The following is a 14,200-nucleotide window of genomic DNA, read 5'->3' on the forward strand; positions in this document are numbered from 1 at the left end:
GGAAACCAGCGTGTCGCCAGCTCCACATGCGGCCCCGCTAGAATGCGTGCATGACCGAATTCATCCCGCCCGGCACCCGCTTCCACGCCCTGCCCTCGCCCTTCCCGTTCAAGCGCGGTGGCGCCCTGCATGGTGCACGGGTGGCCTACGAGACCTGGGGAACGCTGGCGACTGACGCCAGCAATGCGATCCTGATCGTGACCGGCCTGTCGCCGGATGCGCATGCGGCGGCCAACGAGGCCAATCCGGCACCGGGCTGGTGGGAAGCGATGGTTGGCCCCGACAAACCCATCGATACCAACCGCTGGTTCGTGGTGTGCGTGAATTCGCTGGGCAGCTGCAAGGGCTCGACCGGCCCCGCTTCGCTCAACCCGGCCAACGGTGAGCCCTACCGCCTGGACTTCCCCGAGCTGTCGATCGAAGACGGCGCTCGCGCCGCGATCGAAGTCGTGCGTGCGCTGGGCATCGGGCAGCTGGCCTGCGTGGTCGGCAACTCGATGGGCGGCATGACGGCCCTTGCCATCCTGATGCTGCATCCGGGCATCGCGCGCAGCCACGTCAACATTTCCGGCAGCGCGCAGGCGTTGCCGTTCTCGATCGCGATCCGCTCGCTGCAGCGCGAGGCGATCCGCCTTGACCCGCGCTGGAATGGCGGCCACTACAACGATGCCGAGTACCCCGAGTCCGGCATGCGCATGGCGCGCAAGCTGGGCGTGATCACCTACCGCTCGGCGCTGGAGTGGGATGGCCGCTTCGGCCGCGTGCGGCTGGATTCGGACCAGACCGACGACGATCCGTTCGGCCTGGAATTCCAGGTGGAAAGCTATCTGGAAGGCCACGCACGGCGCTTCGTGCGTTTCTTCGATCCGAACTGCTACCTGTACCTGAGCCGCTCGATGGACTGGTTCGACCTGGCCGAGTATGCCGACGGCGACGTGCTGGCCGGGCTCGCGAAGATCCGTGTGGAGAAGGCGCTGGCGATCGGCGCGAACACCGATATCCTGTTCCCCGTGCAGCAGCAGCAACAGGTTGCCGATGGCCTGCGCGCCGGCGGCGCCGATGCGCACTTCATCGGCCTGGAATCGCCGCAGGGCCATGACGCCTTCCTCGTCGATTTCGAGCGTTTCGGCCCGGCCGTGCGCGGCTTCCTCGACGCATTGTAAGTGGCGTGGCGGCGTAACCTCGCACTGGCCGCGTTCGGCGCGTTGATCGCGCTGATGATCAGCGGCGTGCTGCCGCTGTGGCTGGGCGGCTGGTGCCTGCTGGCCAGTGCGGTGTCGTTCGGCCTCTATGGCCATGACAAGCGCGCGGCGCAGCGAAAGCAGTGGCGTATTCCCGAGCGCACCCTGCAGCTGCTGGCCTTTGCCGGTGGTTGGCCCGGCGCACTGCTGGGCCAGGCGATGTTCCGCCACAAGCACCGCAAGGCCGCGTTCCAATGGGTGTTCTGGCTGTGCGTGCTGGCCAACGTGGCCTCGATCGCGGTACTGCTGCGCGAGTTCTCGCGGTAACGCCCGCAATCGGTAGTGCCGGCCGCTGGCCGGCAACCTCATACGCTCCAATTGCCGGCCAGCGGCCGGCACTACCATTCACGCTTCGCGGACCAGAGCCCCATCACGCAACCGGTACTGCGCATCGACCACGCCTTCGGGCAGGTCGTCGTGGGTGATCATCAACAGGCTGCGCCCGTCCAGCAACCCGGAAAGGTCCTGCAGCAGCGCACGTGCGGTATCCACGTCCAGGCCTTCGGTCGGTTCGTCCAGCAGCAGGATCGGCGCATTGCGCAGCAGCGCGCGCGCCAGTGCCAACCGCCGCGCCTGGCCGGCCGACATCGTCGCGCCGTTCTCGCCCACCCAGGTCTGCAGGCCACCATTGTTCCCGGCCCAGTCGCCCAGGCGCACCCGACGCAGCACCGCCCACAATGCTGCGTCGCTGGCATCGGGATCACCCAACCGCAGGTTTTCTGCCACGCTGCCGGCAAACACCGGTGCGTTCTGTGGCAGCCACGCCAGTTGCTGGTGCCACTCAGCCTGGGCGAAGTCGCGCAGGTCGCGGCCACCATAGGTGATTCGCCCCTGCCGCGGATCCCACAGCCGCAGCAGCAGGCTGGACAGCGTGGTCTTGCCACTGCCGCTGTCGCCGCGGATGGCGATGCGTTCGCCTGGCGCCAGGGTCAGCTGGAGGCCGGACAGCACCGGCCGCGCCGCGCCCGGCCACTGGAAATGCACATCGTCCCAATGCACGCGCGCGGCTTGCGGCACCGGCTGTGGCACTTGCGGATCGTCCACCGTCGGCGGTTGCTCGACGATCGCCTGCAGGCGATCGGCGGCAATGCGCCCGGACTGCAGCGACTGCCACGCCAGGCCCATGCCGGCCCACAGTTCGATCAACGCCACGGTCAGGAACACGAGGCCCGCCGCCATTTCCGGCGCGATGCGCTGCTGTTCGGCGGCGTGCAGGGCCAACGCCAGCATCGCCACCAGGCCCAGCCCGGCCACCAGGCCGTGCAGGGTCGAGGCCGCGATCAGGCGCCAACGGCGGCGGCGGTCGCGCGAGGCCAGCTGCTTGGCTGCCACGCGCACCTTCAGCTGCCACGCGGCATCGGCATGCAGCGCGGTCAGATCTCCCGCCCCTTCCAACCCTTCAAAGGCCGCGGTGCGCAATGCGGCGCGATGCGCGGCGCGGTCGGCTTCTTCCTCATCGTGGCCACGCACGCCCAGCCACGGCACACCGAAGGCGATCAGCAGCGCCAGCACCGCCAGCAGCACTGCCGCCGACGGCAGGATCAGCGCCGCCGATGCAACCGCCACCACCGACAGCGCACCCAGCGCCACCAGCGGCCCGATCGCCCGTACCAGCAGGCCATCCACCTCGCCGATGTCGCCCAGCAGGCGCGCCAGCAGCTCGCCAGTGCGCGTAGCACCCAGCCGTGCCGGCGCCAGTGGCAGCGCGCGGCGGAAGAACCAGACGCGCAGATCGCGGGCGATGCGCAGGGTGGCATCGTGGCCCACCAGCTTTTCGAAGTAGCGCGACACGATGCGCGCCATGGTCAAGCCACGGATACCCGCGGACGGCGAGAAGAAATTGAATCCCTGCCCCAGGCCTGCGGCACCGGCCAGCGCGGCCGCAGTGAGGAAACCACCGGACAGGCCCAGCAATGCAGTGCCGGCCAGCATCGTGGTCCACAACAACAGGATCGTCAGCAACAGGCGCGGACGATGACGCAGGAACACCGCGCGCAGCGAATCGGGCGAACGGCTCATGCGCGCACCGCCTGTGCCGGTTCCACCAGGCGGCCTTCCGGCAACAGCAGGCAACGATCGGCCCAGGCGATCACTGCCGGGCTGTGGGTGGCGACCACCACGCTGCGGCCACGTGCATATGCGGCCAGGCTGCGCAGCAATGCCGCTTCGGTATCGGCGTCCAGGAACGCGGTGGGTTCGTCCAGCAGCAGCACCTGCGGATCACGCAGCAGGAGGCGGGCCAGGCCGATGCGACGCGCCTCACCACCGGACAGGCCGAAGCCACGTTCGCCGATCACCGTATCCAGCCCGTGCGGCAGGCGCTGCGCAAACTGCAGTACCTGCGAAGCCTCGGCCACCGCGCGCAGGCGCGCATCGCTGGCGCCGGGATCGGCCAGGCGCAGGTTGTCGGCGATGCTGCCGTGGAACAGGTACGGACGCTGGCTGGCATAGGCCACCTGCACGCCGGGACGCACCTGCAGCTTGCCGGCACGCGGCGGCAGCCAACCGGCCAGCGCCTCCAGCAGCGTACTCTTGCCGGCCCCGCTGGGACCGACCAGGGCCAGGCGCTGGCCCGGTTCCAGCAGCACGTCCAGATCCCGCAGCACATCGTGCGGTGCGCCCAGCGGACGCAGCACCAGCCCCTGTGCCCGCAGCGGCGGCAGCGCGGCCTCGGCCGGTTCCACCGCCAGTGGCGCAGCTTCGTTCTCGATCAGGCCCTGCTCATCGGGCAGCGACTGCAGCAGGCGCTCCACCTCGGCAGCGGCAGCCAGCGCATTGGCACGGTCATGGTAGTGCGCGGCCAGCCGTCGCAGCGGCGCATAGAATTCCGGCGCCAGCAGCAGGCAGAACAGGCCCACCCCCAGCGTCGGTACCGCTGCATGCAGCGACATCATGCCCAGATAGCTCAGCCCGAGGTACAGGGCGACCATCGCCACGCTGACCGAGGCAAAGAACTCCAGCACCGTGGACGAGAGGAAAGCGATGCGCAGAACCTTCAGGGTGCGCACGCGCACGCCTTCGGCAGCCGCCTCGATCCCCTCCAGCTCAGCCTCGCCGCGGCCATACAGGCGCAGCAGGCCCAGGCCCTTGATGCGGTCGGCGAAATGGCCGCTCATCCGCGCCAGCTCACCCAGCTGCGCGCGGCCGGCCGCTTCGGCCCCCCAGCCCACCAGCATCATGAAGAACGGTACCAACGGCGCAGTGAGCAGCAGGATCAGCGCCACCACCCAGTCGACCCAGGCTACGGCGGCCAGGATCAGCAGCGGCACCACCACCACTTCGGTGCGTACCGGCAGGAAACCGCTGTAATAGCTCTCGATCGCATCAGCGTGATGCAGCATCAGTTCGCCCAGTTCGCCGGTGCGGCGCTGGCGCAGCCACAGCGGCCCATGGCCAAGCAGGCGCCCGAACACGCGTTCACGCAGGGCCAGCCGCGCGGCATCGGCCACATCACCGGCGGCGGCCTGGGTGGCGCTGCCCAGCAGCGTGCGCGCCACCAGGATCGCCGCCAGACCGCCCAGCACCGGCAACCCCGAGGCCAGCGGCGCGCGCTCCACCAGCACCTGCTGTACCAGCCAGGCGATGGCGGCCGCCTGGCCGATCAACAGGGCACCGGACAGGCTGATGCACAGTGCCGCCAGCCGCTGGCGGCCTCGAGCAGGCCGCGCCAGATCGGCCAGCCACGCGCTGCGGGCGCGCCGCTGGCGGGTCGTTTCGGCGTCCCGGGACAGGGCGTCGGGGGTTGTGTCGGCAGCGCTCAAGGGGTCTTCACGGGCAACGGGGGAGACACGGCATTGTAGGCGCAGGCAATGGCCGGCCTCTGCGGCCAGCGGTCGCAGTCTTCATCGGGTTGGCATACGATCAACCGGGGCACCTGTTCATACATTGATCTGGATCAAGGCTGTTTGAAGTAGTCGGTCACATCATTCACGTCGTAGACCACCCTTCCCGCCACCTGCAACGGCACTATCCAACGAGGTAGCCAGGCCATGATTGATCAGACAGTCGTAGAACTGTCGCGGCTGCAATTCGCGCTGACCGCGATGTACCACTTCCTATTCGTACCGCTCACCCTCGGCCTGTCCTTCATGGTGGCCATCATGGAGAGCGTGTACGTGATGACCGGCAAGGAGATCTGGCGCAGGATGACCCTGTTCTGGGGCGTCCTGTTCGGCATCAACTTCGCCATGGGCGTCGCCACCGGCATCGTCATGGAATTCCAGTTCGGCATGAACTGGTCCTACTACAGCCACTACGTCGGTGACATCTTCGGTGCGCCGCTGGCGATCGAAGGCCTGATGGCCTTCTTCCTGGAAGCCACCTTCGTCGGCCTGTTCTTCTTCGGCTGGAGCCGCCTGAGCAAGGTCAAGCACCTGATGGTGACCTGGCTGATGGCACTGGGTACCAACCTGTCGGCGATCTGGATCCTGGTCGCCAACGGCTGGATGCAGAACCCGACCGGTGCGGTGTTCAACCCGGAAACCATGCGCATGGAAGTGGTCGACTTCATGGCGGTGGTGTTCAACCCGGTGGCGCAGGCCAAGTTCGTGCACACCGTCAGCGCCGGTTATGTGACCGGTGCGGTGTTCGTGATGGCGATCAGCGCCCTGTTCCTGCTGCGCAACAAGCACAAGGACCTGGCCCGTCGTTCGTTCGCGGTGGCCGCAGCGTTCGGCCTGCTGTCCTCGCTGTCGGTGGTGGTGCTGGGTGACGAGAGCGGTTACGCCGCCAGTGAACACCAGAAGATGAAGCTGGCCGCGATCGAAGCGATGTGGGAGACCGAGCGTGCGCCGGCCGACTTCACCGCCTTCGGCATCCCGAACCAGGACACCCACCAGAACGACTACGCGGTGAAGATCCCCTACCTGATGGGCCTGATCGCTACCCGTTCGTTGAACCAGCCGATTCCAGGCATCCTGGAACTGGTCGAGCGCGCCGAACACCGCGTGCGCGGCGGCCAGCTCGCCTACGGCGCGCTGGAACGCCTGCGTGCGAACAAGAACGACGTGGAAGCGCGCGAGATGTTCGACCGCCACTGGCAGGACCTGGGCCACGGCCTGCTGCTCAAGCGCTATCGCGATGACATCCTCAACGCCACCCCGCAGGAAATCTCGCAGGCGGCGATGGACACGGTGCCGCGCGTGATGCCGTTGTTCTGGACCTTCCGCGTGATGGCCGGCCTGGGCTTCTACCTGATCGCCTTCTTCGCGCTGGCCTTCTACTACTCGTGCCGCAACAACTTCCAGGACAAGCGCTGGTTCCTCAAGCTGGCCCTGTGGACGCTGCCGGCACCGTGGATCGCGATCGAGTGCGGCTGGTTCGTGGCCGAGTATGGTCGCCAGCCGTGGGCGGTCGATGGCGTGCTGCCGACCTTCTATGCGGCATCGGGTCTGGCGCTGCATGAAATCGTGCTCACCCTGGCCGGCTTCACCGCGATCTACACCGCGCTGATCGTGGTCGAGATCAAGCTGATGCTCAAGGCGATCCGCAAGGGGCCGGACGAACTGCTGCCGTCGCTGCAGTCGCCCCAGCCGCATGCTTCCCACATTGCCTCGGCGCCGGCCGCCGGCCAGGCCTGAGGCAGGAGAACCAAGATGGATTTCATTCTTCTGGACTACACCACGCTGCGCGTGATCTGGTGGCTGCTGCTCGGCATCCTGCTGATCGGTTTCGCCGTGATGGATGGTTTCGACCTGGGCGTGGGCACCCTGCTGCCCTTCGTCGCCCGCACTGATGCCGAACGCCGCCGGGTGATCAACACCATCGGCCCGGTCTGGGAAGGCAACCAGGTGTGGCTGATCCTGGGTGGCGGCGCGATCTTCGCCGCCTGGCCGCCACTGTATGCGGTCAGCTTCTCCGGGTTCTACCTGGCGATGTTCGTGATCCTGTTCGCCCTGATCCTGCGTCCGGTCGGCTTCAAGTTCCGCAGCAAGATGCCCAGCGAACGCTGGCGCAACACCTGGGACTGGGCGCTGTTCATCGGTGGCTTCATCCCGGCGCTGATCATGGGCGTGGCGGTCGGCAACGTGCTGCTGGGCGTGCCGTTCCATTTCGATGACAGCATGCGCATCTTCTACACCGGCTCGTTCTTCGGCCTGCTGATGCCCTTCGCGCTGCTGGCCGGCCTGCTCAGCGTGTCGATGCTGGTCGCCCACGGTGCCGCCATGCTGGTGCTGAAGACCGACGGCCCGGTGGCCGAGCGTGCCGCCCGCTTCGGCAGCATCGCGGCAATCATCGCCTTCGTGCTGTTCGCAGTGGGTGGCGCCTGGGTGGCCTTCGGCCTGCCGGGTTACCAGATCACCTCGCAGGTGGTTACCGATGGCGCCACCAATCCGTTGCTGAAGACCGCCGAACTCGGCGCCGCCGGTGGCTGGATGCGCAACTACAGCGCGATGCCGGCCACGATCCTGGCCCCGCTGCTCGGCCTGGCGGGTCTGCTGGCCAGTGCGGTGCTGCTGCGTGCCCGTCGTGGTGGCCTGGCCTTCATCGCCTCCGGTGCGGCCATCGCCGGCATCATCCTGACCGTCGGCTTCGCCATCTTCCCGTTCCTGCTGCCGTCCTCGAGCCAGCCCACCTCCAGCCTGACCGTGTGGGATGCCTCGTCCAGCCACCTGACCCTGTGGATCATGCTGCTGGCCACGGCGGTGTTCCTGCCGATCATCCTCGCCTACACCACCTGGGTGTACCGCGTACTGAAGGGCAAGACCACCACCGAAGAGATGGGCAACAACCCCAACGCGTATTGATTGCTTGCACGTGTGCCGACCAACGGTCGGCACCTACCCGGAATGAAGGAGACTGATCATGTGGTATTTCGCCTGGATTCTCGGTGCCGGCCTCGCCTCGACAGTGGCCATCCTCAACGGCATGTGGTTCGAAGCCCGCGAGCAGAACCGTATCGAGAAAGAAAATCGTCGCTGAGCTGTAAAAAAACCTTGCCGCCTTGGCCTTCACACGGTATCTTAGGCGGCTCCTTCGGGGTGTAGCTCAGTCTGGTAGAGCGCTACGTTCGGGACGTAGAGGTCGCAGGTTCGAATCCTGTCTCCCCGACCACTCACGTGGTCGCATAGAAGCCTGGTGAAGTCATCCAGGCTTTTTTGTTCCCTGAGGTGGCACTGCTTCGGCGGTGTGAAGAAACCAGCATTTACCCCTTGCCGCCATCGGGGTGAATCGCTAGAATAGGCGGCTCCCTTCGGGGTGTAGCTCAGTCTGGTAGAGCGCTACGTTCGGGACGTAGAGGTCGCAGGTTCGAATCCTGTCTCCCCGACCACTTCGGTGGTCACCAAGAAGCCTGGAAGACATCACTGTCCTCCGGGTTTTTTTGTACCCCGCGCCAGGCCGCCCGCATGACGGGACCTTGCCGGAGCGCACACGTACAATGGCCGCGCTGCCGGCCCACCTGCAGCCACCACTCCCCCACCTGCCGCTTCGGCGTAGACCGATGCCGGCGCTGCATGCCATTGCCGCGGCGTGCGACACCTGCAAGGACCACCGATGAGTTCCTCCACTTCCGATTCGCCGTCGCTGCTGCACGGGCGCGTGCTGGCTTTCGCCGCCATCCTGCTGGCAGCGATCAACCTGCGCACCGCAGTCACGTCGATCACGCCCCTGCTGGACGTGCTCGGCGAGCAGTTCGGCTTCGGTACCACCATGACCGGCGTGCTGGGCATGCTGCCGACCGCCTCGTTCGCGCTGTTCGGCGTGGCCACGCCGGCACTGGCGCGGCGCCTGGGCCTGGAACGCACGACGCTGCTGGCGATGCTGATGGCGATGGCCGGCCTGCTGCTGCGCTCCAGCGCCGGCAACGTCGGCAGCCTGCTGCTGGGCTCGGTAATCGCGCTGGCCGGCATGGGCATCGGCAACGTGGTGGTGCCGCCGCTGGTGAAGCGTTACTTCGCCAACAAGGTCGGCACCATGAGCACGCTCTACATCAGCGTGCTGCAGCTGGGCACGATGCTGCCGGCGCTGCTGGCAGTACCGGTGGCCAACGCTGCAGGCTGGCGGGTGTCGCTGGGCATGTGGGCGCTGCTTGCACTGGCCGCCGCGCTGCCATGGCTGGTGCTGGCCAGGCGCGCACCGAAGCCGCTGGCCGACGCCGCCGATCCCACCGCGCAGCCGCACGGAAAGGTCTGGCGTACGTCGCTGGGCTGGAGCATGACGCTGATGTTCGGCATGACGTCACTGATGACCTATTCGATGTTCACCTGGCTGCCGCGCATCGTGGTCGAGGCCGGTGGCACGCCTGCGTTCGGTGGCGTGATGGTAGCGGTGTTCTCGGCACTGGGCCTGCTGCCGTCACTGGTCATTCCGTCGATGGCGGTACGCATGCAGAACCCGTTCCCGCTGGTGCTGATCGGCTTCTTCTCGTTCGTGATCGCCTTCACCGGGCTGCTGCTGGCGCCGATGAAGGCTCCCCTGCTGTGGGCCTGCCTGCTCGGCGTCGGCCCGTCCACCTTCCCGCTGGCGCTGACCCTGATCAACCTGCGCACCCGCACCCCGGCCGGCTCGGCCGCACTGTCGGGCTTCATGCAGGGCGTGGGCTACAGCTTCAGCTGCCTGGGCCCGTTCCTGGTCGGCTGGCTGCATACCGTCAGCAATGGCTGGACGCTCCCGTTCAGCTTCCTGTTCGGCTGCGCCACCCTGATGCTCTGCGCCTCGTGGGTCGCCTGCAAGCCCCGCAAGCTGGAAGATCTCTGGTAGCCCGGCCGGGGCCGCCAGACGGCCCCGCCTACCGCTCGTCAGACACCGGGCGATCTTGACGCCGAACTGACAATTCCGGGCGGATAGTGCCCACGAATGCCCTTTCCTGCCGCGTGCCGGCATCGGGCATGGGGGCGGCAGCGCCGCCCAGGCCACCACTCGGTGTGCGGGGGACTCTCGTTTCAGACAAGACATTGCAGGTCGCTGTCCGGGTTGTATCCGTCTTCGCTGGGCGGGAATGCACGAAGGGAGTGACGCGGGCCACGGCCACGCCAAACACTGGCATGTGATTTGCGTCACATTTTCACGGGTTGTCTGGTTAGGAAGCCAAGGGGGTCCCCAATGGTTGTCCACCGCCGGCTGGCGCTCTGCGTCGGCCTCGCATGCACCGCTCTGGCCTGGGCCAGCAGCGCGGCTCCGTCCGACCGCGACGCGGCCCTGGCCGAGATCGGCCGCTATCGCGACCAGGCCCGCTGGCTGGATGCGCTCGGCGCAATCGAGCGCGCCAGCCAGCAGCAGCCCAACGACGATCTGCTGTTCAAGCTGCGCGTGCTGACCCTGGGCGACATCGGCAATGCCTGGCGCGCCTGGGAGCTGTACCAGCAGCGGCCGCAGCTGTTCGACGAGGCCCAGAAGCAGCGCCTGGAAGGCGACTACCTGGCCAAACTCGTGGTCTGGAGCCTGGCCTACAGCAGCAGCGAGGACAGCCGCCTGGAAGAAGCCGAATCGACCCTGGCGCGCATGCAGCGCTACCTCGGCGGCGAATGCACCCAGCCCTCGCAGGCCCCACTGCGGATCCGCATGGACCGGCTGATCCTGCTCAACCGGCTGGGCCGCCATGCGCAGGTCCGCGAGGAAGCACGAGCCCTGCAGGCCGAAGGCCACACCCTGCCCGACTACGTGCTGCCTGCCGTGGGCGATTCGTTGATGGGCACCCTGCACCCGGAAGAAGCCATTCCGGTACTGCAGGCGGCCGTCGCCGGCGATCCGGCGCGCGACGCCTCGCATTCGGAACTGGCCTACGCCTACCTGGAAAGCGAGCAGCAGGAAAAGGCGATCGACGTGCTGCAGGCATGGCGCGACAAGGAGCCTGCGTGGCGCTGGAGCAATGGCAAATCACCGTACGCGAACTGGTCACGCTACGAGGCCGATCTCAACCTGGCGATGGTGCGCGCTTACAGCGGCGACCTGGTCACTGCGCAGCACGATCTGGAGTCGATGGTGGACATCGCACCCGGCAACGGAGGACTGCAGAGTGCGCTGGGCAGCGTCTACATGATGCGCGGCTGGCCACGCAGGGCGCTGCAGCGACAGCAGATGGCACACGCGCTGGACCCGCGTGACATCGAACCTCGGCTGGGCATGGAAGAGGCCTACGTCGCCCTGCAGCGCGACGACCTGGCGCGGCCGCTGCACGATGACCTGGTTGCACGCTATCCCACCCAACCGGCAGTCGAACGCATGGACCAGGCGTGGCGTGCGCATCGCGGCTGGCAGCTGAAGGCATGGACCGACATCGGCCGCAGCTCCGGTGGCGGTGGCACCTCGCCACTGGGCAACAACGATCGCCACTACGGTGTGGAAGTGGAGACACCGATCCTTGATGACCGCTGGCGGTTGTTCGCCCTGGCCGACCGGCGCTCGACCGATTTCCAGGACCAGCGCATCGATCCCCTGTGGCTGGGTGCGGGCGTGCGCTACCGCTTCGGGCAGCTGGATGCGGAAGCGGCCGTCCTGCGCGCCAACGACCACATCGGCGATACCGGCCTGCGGGTCGGCGTCGGCTGGCAGTTCAACGATTACTGGCACGCCGGGCTGGTGGCCACGCGCAATGATCCGGAAGCCTCGATGCAGGCGCGCGCGGCCGGCATCACCGCCGACAGCGTGAGCGCACAGGTGGACTACCGGCGCAGCGAGCTCACCCACTGGGCGTTCGGCGCCAGCCGCTTCCGTTACGACGATGGCAACCACCGCGAACTGTTCAGCATCAGCATTGAACAACGCCTGCTGACCCGCCCGCGCTGGCTGATCGATGGCCTGGGCAGTGCCTACACCAGCCGCGGCAGCCGCGACGATGCCCCCTACTTCAACCCGAAGCGCGACCGCATGGTCGAGATCGGGCTGCGCATCGACCAGCAGCTGTGGCGGCACTACGAGCGCCACTTCCGGCATCGCCTGACCGTCTCGCTGGGTGACTACTGGCAGGACGGTTTCGGCAGTGCGCTGGTGCCGACGGTGTCCTACATGCACGAGTGGCAGCTGGGTCCGGGCCGCGTGCTCGAATACGGCGTGCGCTGGTCGCGACCGGTCTACGACGGGCATCGCGAACGTCATATCGGCTTCGAAGCCGCACTGCGCTGGGGAGACTGACATGGCCTGCTTCCTGCGACTGATCGTGCTCCTGCTGCTGGCCATTACGCCACCGGCCTTGGCGCAGCAGGCCGCGCATCTCGATGCAATCGACAATGGCCTGCTGATCCTCAGTTACCACGACATCCGCGACCAGGTCGCGGCCAAGGGCGATGCCGATACCTATGCGGTGAGCACGCAGAACTTCGCCGCACACCTGGACTGGCTCGGTGCGCATGGTTATCACCCGGTCTCGCTGTCGCAGGTGATCGATGCCTCGCAGGGGCGGGCCACGCTGCCGCCCAAGCCTGTGCTGCTGACCTTCGATGATGGCCTGCGCAGCGTCTACGACAAGGCGTTCCCATTGCTGCAGGCCTACCGCTACCCGGCGCTGGTGGCGGTGATCACCGATTACGTGGACATGGCTCCGGGCCGCACCATCGACTACGGCTACCGCCCGTTCGGCCGCGATGACTTCGTCACCTGGGCGCAGCTGAAGCAGATGCACGACAGCGGCCTGATCGAAGTGGCCAGCCACACCGACGACCTGCACCACGGCGTGCTGGCCAATCCACAGGGCAATTCAACGCCCGCCGTGGTCACCCGCATCTACAGCCCGGCCACGCACAGGTACGAGACTGAAACGCAGTATGAGCAGCGCCTGCGCGCCGATCTCTCGCGCAGCGTGCAGCGCATCGAGCAGCACCTGGGCGTGCGCCCGCGCGCCATCGTCTGGCCGTACGCCGCCTACAACCAGTTGAGCAACGACATCGCCGAACAGCTGGGCATGCCGGTGTCCTTCGATCTGGAGGGCCGCAGCACGCCGGTGGCCAGCGACCTGCATGGCCTGGCGCGCTTCCTGGTCAGCGACAACCCGACCGTGGAAGGGCTGACCTACGAGCTGCGCCGCGATGTCGCGCTCGATGGCATCCGTGCCCTGCAGATCGACCTGGATGATGTCTACGACGCAGACCCGGCGCAGCAGGCACGCAACCTCGATGCGCTGGTCGAACGGGTCAAGCGCATCGCGCCGACGCACGTCTACCTGCAGGCCTTCGCCGATCCCGACGGCAACAACACTGCCGATGCGCTGTACTTCCCAAACCGGCACATGCCGATGCGTGCGGACCTGTTCAGCCGCGTTGCCTGGCAGCTGAAATCCCGCGCCGGCGTGAAGGTCTACGCATGGCTGCCGGTGCTTGGCTTCGAGCTGCCCGACCCGGCGCAGCGCAAGGCGCTGGCGATCCGCAACGGCGATCCCGATGGCATGTACCGGTTGGACTTCACCACCCCGAAGGCCCGCCAGATCATGCTCGACATCTACGAGGACCTGGCGGTCAATTCCTACTTTGAAGGCCTGCTGTTCCATGACGACGGCTACCTGCGCGACACCGAGCTGCCGGCACTGGCAGCCGGCGGCGATGGCAGCGCGCGCACGCAGGCGCTGATCAGCTTCACCCTGGCGCTGCGCGACAGCGCGCAACGCTGGCGCCCGAAACTGGCCACCGTGCGCAACCTGTACGCCGAGCCGGTACTCCGCCCGCAGAGCGAGGCCTGGTTCGCGCAGCGCCTGGATCTGTTCAACAAGGCCTATGACCAGACCGCGCTGATGGCGATGCCGTGGATGGAAGGCAGCAAGCACCCCGAGCGCTGGCTGGATCAGCTGCTGGCCGCAGTACGCGCACACGACCCGCAGCTGCAGCACACCCTGTTCGAGCTGCAGACCGTCGATTGGCGCAACGGGCAACCGATTCCCGCCGAGCGCCTGCGCGCACAGATCCGCCAATTGCAGGCACAGGGCGTGCACCACTTCGCCTGGTACCCCGACGACTTCATCGCCGACCAGCCCTCCACCCGCGATGCCCGCGCGGCGATGTCCGCCGGCACCTTCCCGTACCCGGAGAAGTGAT

At 67.2% G+C, this 14,200-nt stretch carries 10 protein-coding genes and 2 tRNA genes; 10 read left to right on the forward strand and 2 right to left on the reverse strand.

Going from position 1 to position 14,200, the window contains the following annotated elements; genetic code table 11:
- Positions 1–50: 50 nt before the first annotated feature.
- Together metX and ACMGRF_RS11430 are read left to right on the forward strand one after the other, a co-directional pair.
- On the forward strand, positions 51–1,163 hold the full coding sequence (gene metX, locus ACMGRF_RS11425; RefSeq protein ID WP_049411680.1) for a homoserine O-acetyltransferase MetX: 1,113 nt from the start codon (positions 51–53) through the stop codon (positions 1,161–1,163).
- On the forward strand, positions 1,164–1,508 hold the full coding sequence (locus tag ACMGRF_RS11430) for a DUF1294 domain-containing protein (protein ID WP_049411676.1): 345 nt from the start codon (positions 1,164–1,166) through the stop codon (positions 1,506–1,508).
- 78 nt (positions 1,509–1,586) lie between these two features.
- Here the strand turns inward: ACMGRF_RS11430 and cydC are convergent, their stop codons facing one another.
- Positions 1,587–3,260 (reverse strand): thiol reductant ABC exporter subunit CydC, encoded by a 1,674-nt coding sequence (gene cydC / locus ACMGRF_RS11435; protein ID WP_099487275.1) that lies wholly within the window; start codon positions 3,258–3,260, stop codon positions 1,587–1,589.
- A complete protein-coding gene (gene cydD / locus ACMGRF_RS11440) occupies positions 3,257–5,002 on the reverse strand; it encodes a thiol reductant ABC exporter subunit CydD (protein ID WP_099487277.1) in 1,746 nt (581 codons plus the stop codon). The genes cydC and cydD overlap by 4 nt, the downstream gene beginning before the upstream one ends.
- Before the next feature lie 228 nt (positions 5,003–5,230).
- Here cydD and ACMGRF_RS11445 point away from each other — a divergent pair, with 228 nt between their 5' ends.
- From ACMGRF_RS11445 to pgaB, 8 genes are all read left to right on the forward strand, one after another.
- Positions 5,231–6,820, forward strand: a complete 1,590-nt coding sequence (locus ACMGRF_RS11445; RefSeq protein WP_049411667.1) for a cytochrome ubiquinol oxidase subunit I — start codon at positions 5,231–5,233, stop codon at positions 6,818–6,820.
- Positions 6,821–6,835: 15 nt separating this feature from the next.
- A complete protein-coding gene (cydB, locus tag ACMGRF_RS11450; protein WP_049411665.1) occupies positions 6,836–7,987 on the forward strand; it encodes a cytochrome d ubiquinol oxidase subunit II in 1,152 nt (383 codons plus the stop codon).
- 58 nt (positions 7,988–8,045) lie between these two features.
- Positions 8,046–8,162, forward strand: a complete 117-nt coding sequence (gene cydX / locus ACMGRF_RS11455) for a cytochrome bd-I oxidase subunit CydX (protein WP_005410354.1) — start codon at positions 8,046–8,048, stop codon at positions 8,160–8,162.
- A 55-nt stretch (positions 8,163–8,217) separates the two neighbouring features.
- Positions 8,218–8,294 (forward strand) — tRNA-Pro (locus tag ACMGRF_RS11460).
- A 140-nt stretch (positions 8,295–8,434) separates the two neighbouring features.
- Positions 8,435–8,511 (forward strand) — tRNA-Pro (locus ACMGRF_RS11465).
- Positions 8,512–8,735: 224 nt separating this feature from the next.
- On the forward strand, positions 8,736–9,941 hold the full coding sequence (locus tag ACMGRF_RS11470; RefSeq protein ID WP_414485227.1) for a CynX/NimT family MFS transporter: 1,206 nt from the start codon (positions 8,736–8,738) through the stop codon (positions 9,939–9,941).
- A gap of 342 nt (positions 9,942–10,283) precedes the next feature.
- Complete coding sequence (gene pgaA, locus ACMGRF_RS11475; protein ID WP_180879242.1) at positions 10,284–12,311, forward strand: poly-beta-1,6 N-acetyl-D-glucosamine export porin PgaA; 2,028 nt, start codon at positions 10,284–10,286, stop codon at positions 12,309–12,311.
- Position 12,312: 1 nt separating this feature from the next.
- Positions 12,313–14,199, forward strand: coding sequence for a poly-beta-1,6-N-acetyl-D-glucosamine N-deacetylase PgaB (gene pgaB / locus ACMGRF_RS11480; RefSeq protein ID WP_414485228.1), 1,887 nt, complete (start codon positions 12,313–12,315; stop codon positions 14,197–14,199).
- The last annotated feature ends 1 nt before the right edge of the window (position 14,200 follow it).

This window comes from Stenotrophomonas sp. EMP41 (genome assembly GCF_047495535.1).
Lineage (GTDB): Bacteria > Pseudomonadota > Gammaproteobacteria > Xanthomonadales > Xanthomonadaceae > Stenotrophomonas > Stenotrophomonas sepilia.

Coding starts and splice junctions, on each gene's coding strand:
- ACMGRF_RS11445 (WP_049411667.1), top strand. CDS start 5,231: ATGATTGATCAGACAGTCGTAGAACTGTCGCGGCTGCAATTCGCGCTG.
- metX (WP_049411680.1), top strand. CDS start 51: ATGACCGAATTCATCCCGCCCGGCACCCGCTTCCACGCCCTGCCCTCG.
- ACMGRF_RS11470 (WP_414485227.1), top strand. CDS start 8,736: ATGAGTTCCTCCACTTCCGATTCGCCGTCGCTGCTGCACGGGCGCGTG.
- cydB (WP_049411665.1), top strand. CDS start 6,836: ATGGATTTCATTCTTCTGGACTACACCACGCTGCGCGTGATCTGGTGG.
- cydC (WP_099487275.1), bottom strand. CDS start 3,260: ATGAGCCGTTCGCCCGATTCGCTGCGCGCGGTGTTCCTGCGTCATCGT.
- pgaA (WP_180879242.1), top strand. CDS start 10,284: ATGGTTGTCCACCGCCGGCTGGCGCTCTGCGTCGGCCTCGCATGCACC.
- pgaB (WP_414485228.1), top strand. CDS start 12,313: ATGGCCTGCTTCCTGCGACTGATCGTGCTCCTGCTGCTGGCCATTACG.
- cydX (WP_005410354.1), top strand. CDS start 8,046: ATGTGGTATTTCGCCTGGATTCTCGGTGCCGGCCTCGCCTCGACAGTG.